The organism is Microcoleus sp. PH2017_28_MFU_U_A (genome assembly GCF_020738035.1).
GTDB lineage: Bacteria > Cyanobacteriota > Cyanobacteriia > Cyanobacteriales > Microcoleaceae > Microcoleus.
Genome location: NZ_JAEQCX010000062.1, coordinates 1 through 17,455 on the forward strand (window position 1 = coordinate 1; position 17,455 = coordinate 17,455).

At 44.4% G+C, this 17,455-nt stretch carries 12 protein-coding genes; 8 read left to right on the forward strand and 4 right to left on the reverse strand.

What is annotated here, in order from left to right:
* Nucleotides 1-982: 982 nt before the first annotated feature.
* From JGK14_RS15725 to JGK14_RS15740, 4 genes are all read left to right on the forward strand, one after another.
* Nucleotides 983-2,548, forward strand: a complete 1,566-nt coding sequence (locus JGK14_RS15725) for an APC family permease (RefSeq protein WP_293224419.1) — start codon at nt 983-985, stop codon at nt 2,546-2,548.
* Between the two features lie 105 nt (nt 2,549-2,653).
* Nucleotides 2,654-3,052, forward strand: coding sequence for a P-II family nitrogen regulator (locus JGK14_RS15730; protein ID WP_293224421.1), 399 nt, complete (start codon nt 2,654-2,656; stop codon nt 3,050-3,052).
* The gene (locus tag JGK14_RS15735) at nt 3,052-3,375 is read left to right on the forward strand and encodes a YnfA family protein (protein ID WP_293224423.1); all 324 of its coding nucleotides are present in this window, start codon (nt 3,052-3,054) and stop codon (nt 3,373-3,375) included. Before JGK14_RS15730 ends, JGK14_RS15735 begins: the two co-directional genes overlap by 1 nt.
* Before the next feature lie 224 nt (nt 3,376-3,599).
* Nucleotides 3,600-4,118 carry a hypothetical protein gene (locus tag JGK14_RS15740; protein ID WP_293224425.1) on the forward strand — a complete coding sequence of 173 codons (519 nt, stop codon included), beginning with the start codon at nt 3,600-3,602 and terminating at the stop codon, nt 4,116-4,118.
* Nucleotides 4,119-4,405: 287 nt separating this feature from the next.
* Here the strand turns inward: JGK14_RS15740 and JGK14_RS15745 are convergent, their stop codons facing one another.
* Complete coding sequence (locus JGK14_RS15745; protein WP_293224427.1) at nt 4,406-5,131, reverse strand: response regulator transcription factor; 726 nt, start codon at nt 5,129-5,131, stop codon at nt 4,406-4,408.
* A gap of 394 nt (nt 5,132-5,525) precedes the next feature.
* Here JGK14_RS15745 and JGK14_RS15750 point away from each other — a divergent pair, with 394 nt between their 5' ends.
* From JGK14_RS15750 to JGK14_RS15765, 4 genes are all read left to right on the forward strand, one after another.
* Entirely contained in the window at nt 5,526-6,386 is an 861-nt protein-coding gene (locus JGK14_RS15750; RefSeq protein WP_293182351.1) for a phycobilisome linker polypeptide, read from the forward strand.
* Nucleotides 6,387-6,722: 336 nt separating this feature from the next.
* On the forward strand, nt 6,723-7,475 hold the full coding sequence (locus JGK14_RS15755) for a phycobilisome rod-core linker polypeptide (protein WP_293190223.1): 753 nt from the start codon (nt 6,723-6,725) through the stop codon (nt 7,473-7,475).
* 557 nt (nt 7,476-8,032) lie between these two features.
* Entirely contained in the window at nt 8,033-8,338 is a 306-nt protein-coding gene (locus tag JGK14_RS15760) for a CpeR family transcriptional regulator (RefSeq protein ID WP_293182355.1), read from the forward strand.
* A gap of 89 nt (nt 8,339-8,427) precedes the next feature.
* Nucleotides 8,428-11,043, forward strand: a complete 2,616-nt coding sequence (locus tag JGK14_RS15765) for a PAS domain S-box protein (protein WP_293202975.1) — start codon at nt 8,428-8,430, stop codon at nt 11,041-11,043.
* Nucleotides 11,044-11,510: 467 nt separating this feature from the next.
* Here JGK14_RS15765 and JGK14_RS15770 read toward each other — a convergent pair whose 3' ends face one another.
* The 3 genes from JGK14_RS15770 to JGK14_RS15780 all read right to left on the reverse strand — a co-directional run bounded on the left by JGK14_RS15770 (nt 11,511) and on the right by JGK14_RS15780 (nt 17,439).
* The gene (locus JGK14_RS15770) at nt 11,511-12,617 is read right to left on the reverse strand and encodes a hypothetical protein (RefSeq protein WP_325315258.1); all 1,107 of its coding nucleotides are present in this window, start codon (nt 12,615-12,617) and stop codon (nt 11,511-11,513) included.
* A gap of 228 nt (nt 12,618-12,845) precedes the next feature.
* Entirely contained in the window at nt 12,846-15,911 is a 3,066-nt protein-coding gene (locus JGK14_RS15775) for a poly(A) polymerase (protein WP_325315259.1), read from the reverse strand.
* Between the two features lie 511 nt (nt 15,912-16,422).
* The gene (locus JGK14_RS15780) at nt 16,423-17,439 is read right to left on the reverse strand and encodes an adenosine kinase (RefSeq protein WP_293190225.1); all 1,017 of its coding nucleotides are present in this window, start codon (nt 17,437-17,439) and stop codon (nt 16,423-16,425) included.
* Nucleotides 17,440-17,455: the final 16 nt, after the last annotated feature.

The window sequence follows — 17,455 nt, forward strand, 5'->3', positions numbered from 1 at the left end:
TTATTCCTGTAGTTTTAGGACTGTGGACTAAAATTACTAACGTAGATGTCTAACATTGACTACTTTTGGGTAGCTTTGTCCATGTTTTTACGAGCGGTACTTTGTAACTGTCAACTGCTATAGCTTTTAGAAGAGCTATATCTGAATCGATTTGTCGGTTGGCTGCAAGATAATAGATATCTCCCATAATTCTTGTGGAACAGGCAAGATGCCTGTTCTTGACAGGCTTTTTCGGAGAAGTCTAATGGTCACGTATTTGACTCATATCAATTCCGGCTGCACCGGAATGATATAGAGGAGACGGCTTGGCCTTAGTCCCTACTAAAAATAATACTGTAGGGACACGGCTCATATCAATTCCGGCTGCACCGGAATGATATAGAGGAGACGGCTTGGCCTTAGTCCCTACTAAAAATAATACTGTAGGGATTAAGGCCAAGCCGTCTCCTGATTTCGGCTAATAATTCCGATGCTACCGGATTTGACTCACAGCAGGTTTAAGCGGCTCTCCTGGGTTTATGGTGGATACGGTATTAGGCACAATTGTTCGCGATTCTGTGCTCCCCTCTTCGTCAAGGATATGCGGTTTGCTTATCACTACAAACTCAGGAGAACCATTTAAGCTATGTTTGGGCTTGAAAATTTTTTAAGTCCCGATCGGACTTATAGGCATCTATTGTATTTTTATATACGGATTTATAAACTATTCCCGTTTAAACAAGAAGTTAAATCCAAACGATCGCAGATCTCACGGGTGCATCTCAATGCAAGCAAATATGTTTGTATGGGCTATAGCATGACCTCCGTCAATATGGGATTATAAGTAATAACTTATATGCGGTCATGCTTCGCCCTCTTCAAAAACCAGATGCACCCGATCTCAGAGCTCACAATGACCAAAAGCAATTTCCTCCGTGGCCTCAGATTCATTCCTTCGCAGGCTTAGGACGGGATCGACAATTTCAAAGCTCAAAAAAAACCCATGACAAACTCTAATGGAGAATTCAAGCCTACCCTAGGACTGGTAGGCATTACGATTAACGCGATGGCGCTGATTGCACCGGGCGCTTTTCTGTGGACGACTTACCAATTGCAAGCCCCGCCGGATTCTGCTAAAAATATGTGGGCTGCGATCGCCCTAGCAACTGCGATCGCCCTGCTGACAGCAAGCTGTTATGCAACGCTTTCTAAAGCTTACCCCGAAGCAGGTGCCGGCAGTTCCTATTACTATGCAGAAGCAGCAATCTTAGCGAAACAGGAACACAAACACTTTCGTTTGGCGCGTTTGGCAAAGTTTGTAACCGGCTGGGCTGCACATTTGTACTACTGGGTGTACCCCGGCATCATGATTAGCTTTATGGGAACGCTTGTCGTTTACATCGGGCAGTTGTTTAACCCTGATTTTGCAGCGGATTGGTTCAGCAAAACCTTAATTTGCTTTATCTTCACTGGGCTGGTGGGCTTTATTGCCCTCCAGGGCGTTACCGGTTCTACGCTGATTAATATCATCATCAATATTGTGCAAATTAGCTCTCTCACCTTCCTGGGATTGTTGATGATTGTTTACCGATTAGGTCATCCGAATGTGAATTATGAACACGCAAATGCTTTTAGCGTTGTGATGCCTCATGATTTATCGGGATTGATTTACCAAGCGACGATCGCAATTCTGTTACTTGTCGGATTTGAATCGGCAACAGCGATGGCTGGTGAGGCCATTAATCCTCAGCGCGATATTCCTCGCGGTGTTATTCTCTCTTTATTTATTCAGGCTTGTATCTGTTATTTCTTCGAGTATTTCGCGGCTAATTTTTTCATTGGCGACCAATATACTGCAACTGTTGATGGCAAAACTGTAACGGGATTTGCCGCTGCATTATCGTCGGGTGCGCCGATCGGCGATATCGCGAAAATTTTGGGAGATACGCTACTATTTGGTAACGGATTTCTGCTGCAAATTACGATCGCCAGCACAGTCGTCATGGCATTGATCGGGACAGCGCTATCGTCGCTGTCAACGGGTGTTCGGATCAGTTATGCCATGGGGAGCGATCGGGAATTACCCGCCGTATTCGGCTTTTTACACGGGCGTTACAATACGCCTCACATCGGAATTTACTTTCTAACTGGACTTTCCGCTTTGATTGGGGCTTATGCGGTGCAGAGTGTGGATAACGTGACGATCGTTACGTTAGTGTCTAATATTGGCACGTTTATGCTCTACGGAATTACCTGTGGAGTAACGTTAGTTGCTACCCTAGAGCATTTGCTAGATGAGGAACACAACCCAATCAAAACTGTTGTGATTCCCGTTTTAGGTTTGGTCACGAATTTACTTATGGTTTGTGGCATTTTTTACTACGGTTTGACTGGAACTGGTAATGCCAAAACTAATTCTATGACTGCGATCGGCATTTCTGTTGCCTTCTTTTTTGCCGGATTTGCTTACCTGATTGGAGACAGCTTGATCAAAGGCAAACCTCTGTTTTTGCCGTCGGATATTAATCATCCCCTGCGCGATAACACCTCTGCATCTAAATCTCCATAGTTAAACAGTTGACCTGTGGTAGGGGCGGTGCCCCCGTGCCCGCCCTCTTAGCTGCCGATTGAGGGCGGGGGATGCTATACCCAAGATATTTGGTAATTGAAATCTATGCAATTAGTTCTTGCGATTATCCAGCCTGCTAAATTGGATTCCATCAAGGAAGCCTTAGTCAAACTTGGTATTCAAGGAATGACTGTCACAGGCGCAAAAGGATTCGGACGGCAAAAAGGGAAACCGCTTGCTTTTTTGGGACTCTTAGATATGGAAGGCAAACCTTTTACGGTTGACTTTCTGCCGAAAGTCAGAATTGAAATTGTCGTGAACGACGATATGGTTGATGCGGTTGTCGATACGATTGTGACAACGGCGAAAACAGGAACTGTCGGAGATGGCAAATTGTTTGTGATTCCGGTAAGCCGAACAGTTCGCATTCGCACAGGCGAAGAAAACGAAGCTGCTTTGACAATCGAAGAACCTGCAACTTTGAGCGATTCCTGGAAAAAATAATGATTCAATCTTTGTTGCTTTTTGTGTTAGCTGGAGTATGCGAAATTGGCGGTGGCTATTTATTTTGGCTGTGGTTGCGCGAAGGCAAAAGCCCTTGGTTAGCCGTAATTGGGATGGTTATTTTAGGGGTTTACGGAGTGGTGCCAACGCTGCAACCGGCTACTTTTGGGCGAGCATATGCGGCTTACGGGGGTGTGTTTATTGTGTTGTCAATTCTGTGGGGCTGGATTGTCGATCGCATTGCTCCTGATAAGTACGATTTACTCGGAGGGTGGATTGCTTTGCTGGGCGTTTTGGTGATTATGTATGCGCCTCGCCGTTAGTTAGCATGATTCGGCATCATTTGGAATGATTCGGCGGTTGAAACCGCTTCTTGTCATACGAAGTCTGCCTCCGCAGACTAAGAGATCGCGGGTTGAAGTTCAGCCACGATCTCTTTTTTGTCAACTTTTGCTGACAATCAGCTTTTTTCATGCTTGCTTTTTCAAAAAATGTGTTAAATAGTAGTTAAAGATACAGAAAATAATTAATTTATCAGAAATAAACCATGTTTAATACGATTTTGAGCCAGCAGCGACAAGTCCTCGGAACCTTTTCTAGCCGTGAAGACGCAGGACAGGCTCTGGATTGTCTGGTGTTTTCAGGCTTTCCGCTAGCGCAGGTGTTCTTGCTGGGGCAAAGGTGCGAGGAACAGCAAAATTCTTTAAACCTTCCCTCAGAGTCGTTTGGAGCGATCGCAGGCACTGCAACTGGTCTGAAAAAAGGAATGTTTCTGGGCAATTTGGTGGGGGGTGCCACCGGGCTACTGTTAGGAGTGGGACTCCTTGCCCTTCCCGGTGTGGGTCAAGTATTGCTGTCTGGGGCGATCGGCTTTACGCTGTTGAGTGGCGGAATTGGCACGGCTGCGGGTGGATTGATGGGAGCTTTAATTGGATTGGGGCTGACTTCAGAGCAAGCTAAAGCCTATCAGCAGCAGATTTCTCAGGGCAGTGTTTTACTAATCGTAGAAGGCAGCGGACAAGAGGTCGATCGGGCTAAATACTTGCTCGCAAAATCGGCAGTCTAAACTTTAAGAATATCGGGTAAAAATCGAAGTATGACAGCAGTAAGAACCAAGAAGGAAGAAAGAAGGAAGATGAAATACAAAGACGAATCAACCCGAAATAATAAAGCATATTCTATGTAGATGTGGTACACACAATCTTGTCGTAAGTAAGGTGCGTCGCCACCAGTCAATCAGCAAATTATCCAAGATATCGGAGCGACGCACCCTACAAATTAACAGCACACAATATATCTGCTACTGTACTTCATGAATCTGGAATAGGCTGTATCAGTATAGGTGGCAATTTCTTACAAGCTCAGTGGCTTGAGCCTAGAGTTACTGACCGCATTTACAGGGGAATCTGATTGCTTCAGGCGATAGCCCATACTGTGAACTGTCTCAATTAAATCTTCAGCAGCTCCCGCAGCTTTGAGTTTTTGACGCAAACCTCTGATGTGAACCTTGACAGTATTTTCTTCTGGAGGAGATTCCAACGACCAGACGTGTTCGATCATGACACTTCGACTGAGAACACGGCGACCATTTCGCAACAGAAGTTCCAGAAGCGCGTATTCTTTGGGCGTGAGATGGAGTGGGGTGTATCTATAGCTAACTTCATAGGTACTGGGGTTGAGGCGAATTTCTTCCCATTCTAAAATCGGCCCAGAAGTGCTACTACCTCGACGCAATAAGGCTCGAATCCGAGCAAATAGTTTTTGCAAGTCCACGGGTTTGACTACATAATCATCAGCCCCAGCATCAAGCCCATTAATTTCATCACTGAGGGTGTCACGGGCTGTGATCATCAGGACAGGCATAGTATAGCCGTGCGATCGCAATCGATGGCAGAGACTAATTCCATCAAGTTCTGGTAACATCAAATCTAGCAGCAGCAAATCATAGTTGAGCATCTTTGCTTGATGCCATCCAGATTCCCCATCGGTAACTATATCAACAACATAGCGCTGGTCTGTCAAGGCTTCTGCCAACGTTTCTGCAAGGCGCAGATCGTCTTCAACCAAGAGAATCCTCATAATCAAGAGGCTGGGGGAAAGTACAAAGCCACTTATTGACTTTTAGACAAGATTGAGTTAGCGAACCAGAGCGCTCTAATACCAATAGGGCTAGGGCGATCGCCATGCTGGCTCCTCAACATCTTATTCGCATTTGGGCCCCAAATTTTACCGATTTGCGATCGAGATGTCAACAAGTTTTGACCCAAGGGAAGCTCAGAAACCATTGGCCAAAGCTTTCTTAACAAATATTGCCAAAAATCACGATTTATTACTTATTGAGAATCTTTCCGATTTCTTTACCATTTTCTGACTCATTTCTTTACTTGTTATATGTAATTGTAGGTGGGATCGGCACTTGGATGGGGTCAATTCTCCCACCCACTTGATAGTTAATTTGGGAGATTAGTGTTAAATGGCTTTTGGACCAGCTTCAAGATTGGGAGTGAGCCTGTTTGATGAAACCCCACCAATAGAGCGGGTTACAGGTAACTCCAATGAAGACCTTGAAACCATCATTCAGGCAGTATACCGACAAGTTTTGGGAAATGCCTACGTCATGGAGAGCGAACGCCTCACCGTTTGTGAGTCGCAGTTTAAACGCGATGAACTGACGGTACGGGAGTTTGTGCGTCGGGTTGCAAAGTCTGACTTGTATCGATCGCGATTTTTCGATAGTTGTGCTCGCTATCGGGCGATCGAACTCAACTTCAGACATCTACTTGGTCGCCCTCCGCTGGATCTCGAAGAAATGCGGAGCAAAAGTACCATTCTGGATACCAAGGGCTTTGAGGCTGAGATCGATTCTTATCTCGATAGCGATGAATACCAGAATACTTTTGGAGATGACATTGTTCCCTACATCCGGGGATACAAAACCGAAGCTTGTCAAAGCATGGTGCAGTTTACCCATACCTTCGAGTTGGTGCGAGGTGCTTGTAGCAGCAGCTTGAAGGGAAATCTGGCTGGTAAGAGTCCGCGTTTGAATTCCCTAGTAATTCAGGGCACGCCAACCGCCGTAATTTCTCCAGCCAGCAGCGGATCGACATTCCGCAATCCATCCGGTAGCGCTCGGACTCGTCATGGCGCTGGATCGGATGAAAACGGAAAAGTCTATCGCATTGAAGTTACCGGCTATCGCGCCAATGTGGTGAATCGGATTTCCAAGTTTCGCCGCAGCAACCAAGTTTACCTGGTGTCGTTTAACGAGCTATCCGAAACCTATCAACGGATTCACAAACAAGGTGGGACGATCGCTAGTATCACCCCTGTCTAGTTGAAAGTCGATCAATTTTAGATTTTAGATTTTAGATTTTAGATTTTAGATTGAAGAATTATTCGGGGCTTGTAATGAGAATTCGGAGCTTTGCTTCAATCAACAATCAACAATCAATCATCAAAAATCAACAATCATTCCGGTACAACTGGAATTGATATAAGCCGTGTATTGCTGACATATTGAACCATTCTCAATTAACCTTTTACGAACAGGCTCTCCGGTCTGTTCCACAAGAAATCCACTCTTTGTGGAACAGGCCGGAGAGCCTGTTGCTGAAAATGGTGCAAGATTTCAGCTACTACCAACTATTATCTGTAAAGGAGATTAATTGCAATGGCAGATTCGACAAAATGTGAACTGTGGCCAACCAGCGGTGTAGATGAGGTGCAAGCTGTGATTCGCGCCGTCTACAAGCAGGTTTTGGGCAATCCCCACGTGATGGAAAGCGAGCGCTTGGTAACTGCGGAATCTCAATTGTGCGATCGCAGCATCTCCGTGCGTGAATTTGTCCGATTGGTTGCTAAATCTGATTTTTATAGCACTCGCTATTTTCAAAAGTGCGCTCCCTATCGATTTGTAGAACTCAATTTCCTGCACCTGCTAGGTCGTGCACCACAAGATCAAACAGAAATTTCTGAACACATTATCCGCTGTGTTGAGCAAGGCTACGGTGCCGAAATTGACTCCTATATCGACAGCGACGAGTATCAAACCGCTTTTGGTGAAAACGTTGTTCCCTATTACCGAGGCAGAAGCAGCGAAGCAAATACCAAGCAAGTAGGTTACAATCGGATGTCGCTGCTCGATCGGGGTTTCGCCCAAATCGACAGTGCCGTCAAAGCTTCTCAGTTAGTCTACGCCGTTGCTACCAACAGCGCTAACGCCATCAAGCCCTCAACCAGTCGAGGAGGCGCTTATGTCGCAACCGAAAAAATGTTCAAAATTGTGGTAACAGGGTCGAAATTCGACAGACCTCGGCGCCTCAGTAACACGACATACATTGTGGCAGGAGACAATATGAGTCCGCAAATTCAGCGGATCAATCGCACCTCTGGCAAAATTGTCAGCATCACTGAGATTCTCTAAATCCAACAAAAACAAGAAGTTTAATAGATGGATTTAAGTCATATTTAGAGGGTTTTTCTGGCTTCTCTAATTAGATTCAGCTATCTCTAAATTTCTAGCAACAATTGGATAGAAATTGAGATTATATCAGTTTGTCAAAATAATTGTACAATCTACATCTTTGGGTCGATATTCTACAATCAACCTACTGTTGTTACTGTATAATTTGGGATAACTGGTATTTCCTCATCTTGAGAGCCGTAAACATCTCCAGAATTGGAGGATGCCCAATTCTGGAGAATGCCAACTCTATTGATAAACTAGCTGGAGAAATTTAATTTGAAATCCTCATCACGTTTTTTCGATCGGCCATGATTCTCTATACTCCAATACTTAAGACAGTTTTTTTAAAGCCTCTGTAAGTTGGACAGTACCAGCCCTGCAATTTTTAATTTTTTTTCTGCGTTGCCATTAAAAACAAACTTGGAAAAAATAGTTCACAATAGATCCAGCCTAGGTTTCATGTACTCGATTAGCACCTAAAACTGTCCGAAGTATTGATACTCAATCATATTAGAATGTTGCCACCACAAGCCCAAAAAAAGTTGCAATGCTGGATTCGCAGCCGTCATTTAATTTGTTCTGGCAATTTTTACATCTTTGAAACTATAGACTATAGCGCTATTGAGCGATTTACCGAGTCGATTACGGCTTTAGGAGGAACATTAATCTCGGTTCAGCCGATCGACAAAATTTGGATGGGCGATCACCGTCAAGTCATTCTATATCGTGCCAAAGCCAGTTTGCATACGCCTTGTCACAACCTCAAGCAATACTGGTTTAAATATGGTAGTTTCCAGACTAGGTTCGATCCAAGCTCTTGATCTGGCTGATACTGGTTAGCATGGTTGTAGCATTGTTGTTGTCTGTTGGTGGCATCCTGATTTTCATAGGAATTATCCAACCATTTTCTATGCTAAGTAACATTTTTCTAGTTGCGATCGGCGTTTTAGTTGTGGTAGTAATTTGCCCCTGCTTCAAACAGGAAGTAGCCCGACGACAAACAGCCGAAGGGGTGCTGCGCCAACAAACCGATCGCGAACGGTTAGTCAATCAAATTGCTCAACACATCCGACAATCCCTGGATTTAGACCACGTGCTAGAAACCACGGTAGCAGATGTGCAACGCTTTCTGGAAGCCGATCGCGTTCTCATTTACCGCCTGTGGCCAGACGGAACGGGTAGCGCCATTAACGAAGCCGTTTTACCCCCTTACCCCGTCATTTTAGGAAAATCCTTCCCAGCAGAAGTCTTTCCCAGCGAGTACCATGAGGCTTATTCTCTGGGGAAAACCCGCCTCATTGCCAATCTTGAAGAAGCCGATCTCGAAAATTGTCTGACTGATTTTCTTCAACAATTTGGAGTCATAGCAAAATTGGTTGTCCCCATCATCCAAGAAAATCGGCAGGTTGAGGGGAATCCTTCTGTACCCTATCTTTGGGGGTTATTGATTGCTCACCAGTGCGATCGCCCGCGCATCTGGGAAACCTGGGAATTGGAGTTAATGCAGCAACTAGCGACGCAGGTGGCGATCGCCATTCAACAGTCAGAATTATACCAACAGCTTCAACAACTCAACGCCGAACTAGAACAGCGCGTCCAACAACGTACCGAAGAATTAGCTGAAGCCAACGTCGCTCTACGAGACGAAATTGGCGAACGACAGCGCACCGAAGTAGAACTGCGCCACACCAACCACACCCTAAAAACCCTGATTAGCGCCTCTCCTCGCGCTATCTTCACGCTGGATATAGAAGGGTACGTCAAAATTTGGAATCCTGCCGCCGAACAGATGTTTGGTTGGACTGAAGCAGAAGTCATCAACCATCCCAACCCAATTTTTATCGACGATCCATTAGAAAATTATTCCACTCTCCGCAGCAATCTCCTGCAAGGAATCACATATAGTGTCGAACTGCGCCGCCACAAAAAAGACGGAAGTGCGATCGACATTATCTTCTCCGCTGCTCCTTTAAAGAATAGTGAGAATCAGATTGAGGGCATTGTCGCAGTGATTGCCGACATTACCGAACAAAAGCAACAGGAAGAACAGGTGCGACTCCTCCAATCAGTTGTTGTTAACACAAATGATGGCGTCGTAATTACCGAAGCGGAAGCGATCGATGAAGTTGGTCTTCGCATCATCTATGTCAATGAAGCATTTACCCAGATTACAGGATATAGCCTAGAAGAAGTTTTGGGTAAAACACCCCGGATTTTGCAGGGTAAAAAAACCGATAGCACAGAATTAGACAAAATTCGGATAGCACTTTCGCGTTGGGAATCTGTCACCGTTGAAGTGATTAATTATCGGAAAAATGGCTCCGAATATTGGAATGAATTTAGTATTGTTCCTGTTGGCGATCGCACGGGTTGGTATACTCACTGGATCGCCATCCAGCGAGACACCACCGAACGAAAACAAGCAGAACAAGCCCTGCGACATAGCGAAGAACGGTTTCGATCGCTCATTGAAAATGCTCTAGACATCATTATGATTCTAGATACAGATGGTACGATCGGCTATGTCAGTCCTTCTGTGGAAAAAGTCTTAGGGTATTTAGTATCTGAACTCGTGGGGAAAAAAATATTTGAGCCAATTCACCCAGATGATTTTACCACTACTTATCAAAGTCTCACCAATACTTGGCAAAGTGCAGAACTCAACCGTCCCATTGAATTCCGCTATCGGCACAAAGATAATTCTTGGCGAACCTTGGAAGCGATTAGCCAGCCTTTTATAAACAATGCAGCCACCACACAAATTATCGTCAATACTCGTGACATCACCGAACGAAAACGACTGGACGAAATTCGGTTAGCCCTGGAGCGCGAAAAAGAACTGAGTATTCTGAAAACCCGTTTTTTTTCAATGGCATCCCATGAATTTCGCACTCCACTCAGTACGGCTTTAGCAGCAGCTCAAATTCTAGAAAACAGCCCAGACGAATGGAATGACTCCCAAAAGCGACTGAGAAACCTGCACCGAATTCAGGATTCTGTAAGGAATATGGTGCAATTGCTCGACGATATTTTAACCATCAATCGCGCCGAAACTGGGAAACTAGAATTTAATCCAAAATTTTTGGTTTTGGACAAATTTTGCGAACAATTTGTGGAAGAAATGCGGCTCAGCGCTGGCAGTCAGTATACCATCACCTTTACCTGTGAAGGAAATCCAATTCCCGTTTGCTTGGATGAAAAATTGTTGCGATCGATTCTGTCCAACGTATTATCCAATGCGATTAAGTATTCGCCTAAGGGAGGTAATGTGCATCTTGGTTTAGAGTTTCAGTTGCATCAGGTGCTACTCCAGGTTTGCGATCGAGGAATTGGCATTTTTCCAGAAGATATAAAGCAGTTGTTTGAGCCATTTCACCGAGGTAAGAATGTCCGAACTATCCCTGGTACGGGATTGGGATTGATCGTGGTTAAAAAGTGCGTTGACTTGCATCAAGGTAGTATTGAGATTACCAGTGAAGTTGGTATTGGTACAACTTGTGTGGTGACACTTCCGTTGGTATTATAATAAAAGTTTTAGGCCAAGGTATGTAGTTGCGCTTCAGCGCTCTTTCCTAATATTTGTAAAGAGCGCCCAAGCGCAACTACGTACCTAATTTCTCTGACTACAATAAAACCGTCCTTTCTGGATAGGATATATACAACTACTAATAGGCTAAGGTATGTAGTTGCGCTTCAGCGCTCTTTCCTAATATTTGCAAAGAGTGCCCAAGCGCAACAACGTACCTAATTTGTGTGACTGCAATAAAACCCTCCTGTCAGGATAGGATATATAAAACTACCAATAGGTCAAGGTATGTAGTTGCGCTTTAGCGCTCTTTCCTAAGATTAGCAAAGAGCGCTGAAGCGCAACAACGTACCTAATAAGGAATGAAAATTAAATAACTTACAGTTTTTATTGTTCTTGTGGGATGGGCGTCCCGCCCGTCCCGAAAAGACGGGCGGGACGCCCATCCCACAAACTTGTGTAAGTTATTAAACAAGATGGGAATCATGGCCGGCTGGGGCTTCGAGCTTGACTGGTGGGGTAGCTTTGAGATCGTCGAAGAGGGCTTTTTCTTCACGAGCAATTGCATTGTAATCATTCACTTTCTGCTTGTAAATATCGAATTGCTCTTGAAAAGCAGCAACGCGCTCCTGCTGTTCGCGCACTCCATCGTTAAATTCTTGCACTTTTTGATTGTAATCAGATTTTTTTTGTTCAAACTGAAACACCTTTTCTGGAGAGCCGTTACCCTGTCGGTAAGATTCTTCAGCTTGTTCCTTAAAACGCATTAAATCCAATTGCAACGCATCTAGATTGCGTTTCTTCGATCCGAGTTCGAGATTGTGCTCTTTGATTGTTTGCTTGGTTTGTGCGAGACTTGCTTCTAAGGTCTCAATTTCAGGTTTGAGTTGCTGGGATTTCTCATCTAATTTTCGCACGATCTCTTGAGACAGATCGGCTAACTTTACCACTTGTTGGCGATCGCGAAAGTAACGCTGATAGTATTGTTCGAGTTCGACATCGCCGAGATAGCCGAGTTCTGTCCCCAGATACGAGTGCAATTCGTTAACATACAAAGCTATATCCTTTTGCTGGTATTGCTTCAATATGCTAGACAAGCGATCGTTTTTGATTTGCAAAGCAGCTTGTTTGAGTTGGGGTGTTAGCTTGTCGCGATCCGATGGACTGAGGCGAGTGTAAGCGGCATGGAGCATTTCATGGGCTGCTGTCACTTCCATCACGCCTTGAAATCGATCGTCTGTAACCGACTGAATCGCGATTTTGCCCGATTTACCGTTGGTGAAATAGCACCCAAAGATAATTAAGGTATCCTTCACCTTTTCTTTTGTTTGACAGATTTTAAAGAAGGTTTGCTTGGGTTCGATGGTTGGAGTTTGCCGGTAGAAAATTTGTTGCGCTTCCCGCGTCATGGTGGTGGCGGTGGCGAGACGTTCGATTGCTGCTGAAGGTGGCGCTACACCAATCCACTCGTCAAGCTGCGAATTTAAGACAATCCTAGAGATGGCCACAACTAGCACAATTATCCAGAAGTTCTGCGATCGAAATAAGTTTTTTATCGACCATTTTATATTCATAAAAATTTTGGTAAATCCATTTCTTTAAAAACTGCTAGGCGCAGATAACGCTGGTAGGTTAGTGACTCGGTGGAGGCGCTAATTTGAGTTTTTATTTGGGAATGTAGGATGCAAATTCATCGGAGCGCTACAGTTGAATTACAATTTTACCATTGAGTTACACCAGACGACCGATCGATCTGCCTTTCTTGTTCAAGAAAAGATGTCAAATGGGTTCTGTAGCCTTTCTCAGGTAGATGAGGTACAATGTGACCAACCCGACTGGACATGATATGAGTCGCGATCGCACAACTCGATCTGCAAGATACTGCTACAATCGTTAGCAGCATTGAACCGATCGATAAACTCATTGCTAATTTGGGCGATCGCACCAGAATCTTCATCTATATTACAGATGATACCTAGCACGACACTAACTAGATTTTGCCTTCTCCGAATTCCAGGCCAAGGTCTGACAGAAATATTTAGTTTTTGCTCTAAATCGATCGCTAATCCAATTATGTGACCTTCAATCCAGCCGCCGCATTTTTCTAAATTACCAACTTCTGCACTACTTACCGTCAATACTAAAAACGCATTTGATTGTTCCAGTAAATCAACGGACTCAAATAGAGTTGTCCAAGTGGTATTTCCCGCCAATACTTCCGACGCAATTTCTGCACCGCGACCCAATTCGCGGCGCAATATTTCTGCGGTCGATCGCGTGACATTTCTGGTACTGTTTTGACAAGGTGCGATCGATGTAATTACAGGCAACCATTCCCGCGATTTTTGTACTTGATACTGTGTTCCGGCTTCAGTTAATGCTATTGGTTGAGTCCAATCGTGTTGGCTGAGGATTTGGAAAAAATGAGCAAGTAATATATCTAGGTTTAAGTGTTCGCTATGAATAGAACTCCAAGCTGTCAGTAATGCCCAAGAAAAATTACCGAGAAATCCCCAAGCATTACCGTGAATCTGACGTGCTTTCGCCCAGGTTCGCACCGCCCTTAACAAGTTTATAAATAAATCCCAGGACAAATGTTGGCTGACTGTATCTACCATTAAATCCGCTTCCAAAGCACCTACTACGGCACTCCAACTGACGGCATCAAAAAATGGTCTAGCCTCTTGAGATAATGGTTCAATTATCTGGAATTGTCCGAGGGTTGTGGCAGAGAGTAAATCGACTGCCACTCCTTCTATTTCCATTCTCAATACTGGTACTCTCCCCGATTTTACCAGTTGGGAGCAATAGCACAATCCTGCTAATCTAGTTTGTACCTGTTTGAGGAATGTTTCTCCTGTTAAAGGGGCAGGAATTATACAAAGTAAATCTAAATCGCTGTGGCTGCTTTGTATGCCGATCCGCGCCGATCCAATTTGCTGTAATAATGGTTGGTAGCCTAAACATTCTTGACAGGCTTGGGTGACGATCGACTGAATTAGTTCTTGATGCAGTGTCTGTGTTTGGCTTAGTTTTGGATCGAGTTGGTTGATTATTTGTATTAGTGATAAGTTAGACTCATTTTCTCCTGTTTTTGCGCCGGGATTTTCTGGGGGAGTTGCCGATTTTAAAGGTATCCGATATCTAATCTCGAATGGTTCGTTATCGCGACGGCTAATTAGGGCGATCGAGTCTACTTGAAATTTGACTGGATGCCATTGGGAAAGTTCGGTTTTGGCGACTTCGGTTGTGTCAAATTGACCTACAGTTAAATGGGGTGTGAATCCGTTAGCTGATTTGCTACTTTGTTCATCACATTGCGGAAATATTTGTTGAAGTATTGCTTGTAATTGATGCAGTGGATCGGCAGGTTGAGGAATCGGATTTAACCATGCCGTACAGCTAGAAGAGTGCGTGAAAGTTTCAAAGTTTGATAAAGTTATAGTAAATGGTTCTAGTTTTGTCAGTGCTTGGGTAATGGCTGCTGCTGCTTCTGAAAAATATGATTCTGGCAGAAAACCATATATTATATTGATATGAGGCATCCAACGATGAAATTGCCGATCGCAACGGCGGCGAATACTTTGAATTGCAGGTAAAATGTCATCCGGTGGAATGATGACAACTGCACTTTTATAGACAGGTGAGATGGTTTGCAAACAGGTGATGGATTCTAGTTGGGTGAGGAGACCAAAATGATCTGAGGGATAGATTTTTCCTTCTGTATCTGGTATGGGATTGCAGGCAAATAATTCTATTTGACGAGATATCCAATCTCGGTTCTGACTCCGTAACATCATCCTATCTAACCGTCCCGCAAGTCCAGTTAGACTCATTAATGCTGCCAAAGGATTAGCCTGGGGATGGAAAGTGTATCCCGGATCTTCGGGATGCAGTGTTTGCCAAAGATCGATAAAATTGTTTGTCGTTAATATCTCTGCTGGTTCGTTGTCTTTGGCATTGAAATCGCCAACAATTAGACAATCTCCCGGCTGTGAGTTTAGGTATTCTAGCAAGATATTAAGTTGCTTATACCTGACTTTTTCAGAATTTTTATTGTAATCGCTGGTGAAATGGACGGCGGCGACATTGAGAGTTTTACTATTCAGCAACCACTTTCCTACTAATACCCGCTTCCGTGGCGAGTAGCGATATTCTACTAAAGTAAATGGCAATCGCGATAGCACTAATAAACCGTGCCATTCCAGCGTTTCGCCTTGGGGAGATTCGGAGATATGATAAGCCTGAACCCAATCCTCAGCTAATAATTTTTCTAATAAACGCGGTGTTACTTCTTGAAGGGCGATAATATCGGCATCACACTGACGCAGATGCTCTATAATTATCGGAATTCGCTGGGCTGTCTCGGTAAGTTCTGACTCGTAGAGATCTGATAATACGTTATAACTGACAATTTTTAATCTGGTTATCGTTACCGACTCTAAGGGCAAATTCCTGGCTTGCCAATTTTGTTGATTGTATTGGTAAATAGATCTAGTCGGGAAGTCTTTCACAAAGGTGGGATTTGATTGTTGAGGATCGATTTGCAGTTGCTGGTTTGCCGATTCTATATTTTCCGTGGCGACAACCCATGCCGCGACTGGTAATTCTCCAGTAGTAAACAAGTCTACCAGCCGATCGCGATCCCAAACAATTGTTTCCCCACATTTAACATAACGAATCCGATGCCAGGGAATATCGCCATCGACTGCCCATTCTGACAAAGGCTTTTCCCGCATATTACCAGAAATGCGATCGCTAAAACCAAGGCTAAAGGCACGATGGTCTAAACGACTATCCCATAAAATGCGATCGTAAATCTCGCGGATTGTCGCCATTTTGGGTTTTGGGGACTTTGGCTGTGACATGGCATGATGCGGTTATAGTTACGCGTGTACCACGAATATAACTATATTGTACTACACAAAAAAGGCGATCGTGTCGGGTGCGATGGGTGTCGATAAGGTAGCTTATTCCCATTTCCCATTGAAGGTTCGTAGTGTGGACTTTAGTCCGCAACATACTGCGGACTAAAGTCCACACTACGAACAATTTTTGTTATGTTAATCGACCGGACTTGATATTACAGGCAATTATTAACTTGAAAAAATTGAAAGGGGATGATAATGCCTATCAGCTTCGGATTGGTGACTATCGAATAGGTTTTTATTTTGATGGCGAAACTGTTACTTTTGCCAGGGTGCTTCACCGGAAAGATATTTATCGCTACTTTCCACCATAAAACTGTTTTCACTCTGACAGAACGTTTTAGGTAACTTCTCCTTGTCCTTTGAAGTAGTAGATTAATGTATTTGTATCCGATTAGTTCCACAGGCGATCGCCCCTTACGACAAAAAGTGCGATCGCCATTTTCAACTACTAACCAGAAATCACCTGGTTCAGCAAATGAGCCTGAGAACCCTCAAGACGAGGGCCGTGAATCTGCACCACCATTGAAGCCAAATAATTGCCCCAACGAGCCGCTTTTTCAGCGCTCAAACCATTAGTAATTCCAAACAAAACACCGCCTGCAAAAGCATCGCCAGCACCCACAGTATCGATCGCCTTTACGGGAAATCCAGCCACATCTACAATCTGTTTGTTTTCCACCACCATGCAGCCTTTGTCCCCATTTGTGATAAAAGCCAAATCCGAAATCTCGCTCATCTTGCGAGCGCACTCTTCCAGAGATTCCTCCTTGAAAAAGCTCCGAACTTCGTCAGAGTTGCAAAAAATGACATCGCAATATTCCGAAACCACCTTGTGAAAATCATCCGCAAATCGATCGACCAAAAAGCCATCCGAAAAAGTAAAAGCCACCTTCACACCCAGACGCTTAGACTGTTCCATCGTCTCAATACTAGCCTTTCTGGGCTCGGTCGCATCCCAAAGATAGCCCTCAACATAACTGTACTTGCAATGAGACAGGCGATCGACATCAATATCAGTCGCCGCCAGAGTAGTAGAAACCCCCAAATTAGTACACAGCGTGCGTTCCGCATCCGGCGTAGTCAGCACGACACAAGTACCCGTGGGCCCATTCGACTCAGTAGCAGGATGCACATTAAAATCAATCCCAGCCTCCAGCAAATCTTGGCGGTAAAATTCGCCGTTAGTATCCTTAGCAACCTTCCCCGAATAATAGCCTTTACCGCCACTCTGAGCCAAACCAATCATCGTATTTGCCGCAGAACCCCCCGATCGCATTTGCAGCGAATTGTGTTCCAAATCGTGCAAAATTCCCCCCTGTGTTTCCGAATTCATCAGCGTCATCGCGCCGCGATTCAGCCCGTGCTTGACCACAAAATCATCTTCGACTAATGCTAGGATGTCTACAAGGGCATTGCCCACGCCAAACACATCTACGGAACCGGATTCTTGATTGTTTTCTGTCATCACTAATTTTTGGTTT

Coding starts and splice junctions, on each gene's coding strand:
- JGK14_RS15755 (WP_293190223.1), top strand. CDS start 6,723: ATGGCAGATTCGACAAAATGTGAACTGTGGCCAACCAGCGGTGTAGAT.
- JGK14_RS15780 (WP_293190225.1), bottom strand. CDS start 17,439: ATGACAGAAAACAATCAAGAATCCGGTTCCGTAGATGTGTTTGGCGTG.
- JGK14_RS15740 (WP_293224425.1), top strand. CDS start 3,600: ATGTTTAATACGATTTTGAGCCAGCAGCGACAAGTCCTCGGAACCTTT.
- JGK14_RS15765 (WP_293202975.1), top strand. CDS start 8,428: ATGCTAAGTAACATTTTTCTAGTTGCGATCGGCGTTTTAGTTGTGGTA.
- JGK14_RS15750 (WP_293182351.1), top strand. CDS start 5,526: ATGGCTTTTGGACCAGCTTCAAGATTGGGAGTGAGCCTGTTTGATGAA.
- JGK14_RS15770 (WP_325315258.1), bottom strand. CDS start 12,617: ATGAATATAAAATGGTCGATAAAAAACTTATTTCGATCGCAGAACTTC.
- JGK14_RS15725 (WP_293224419.1), top strand. CDS start 983: ATGACAAACTCTAATGGAGAATTCAAGCCTACCCTAGGACTGGTAGGC.
- JGK14_RS15735 (WP_293224423.1), top strand. CDS start 3,052: ATGATTCAATCTTTGTTGCTTTTTGTGTTAGCTGGAGTATGCGAAATT.
- JGK14_RS15745 (WP_293224427.1), bottom strand. CDS start 5,131: ATGAGGATTCTCTTGGTTGAAGACGATCTGCGCCTTGCAGAAACGTTG.
- JGK14_RS15775 (WP_325315259.1), bottom strand. CDS start 15,911: ATGTCACAGCCAAAGTCCCCAAAACCCAAAATGGCGACAATCCGCGAG.
- JGK14_RS15730 (WP_293224421.1), top strand. CDS start 2,654: ATGCAATTAGTTCTTGCGATTATCCAGCCTGCTAAATTGGATTCCATC.
- JGK14_RS15760 (WP_293182355.1), top strand. CDS start 8,033: ATGTTGCCACCACAAGCCCAAAAAAAGTTGCAATGCTGGATTCGCAGC.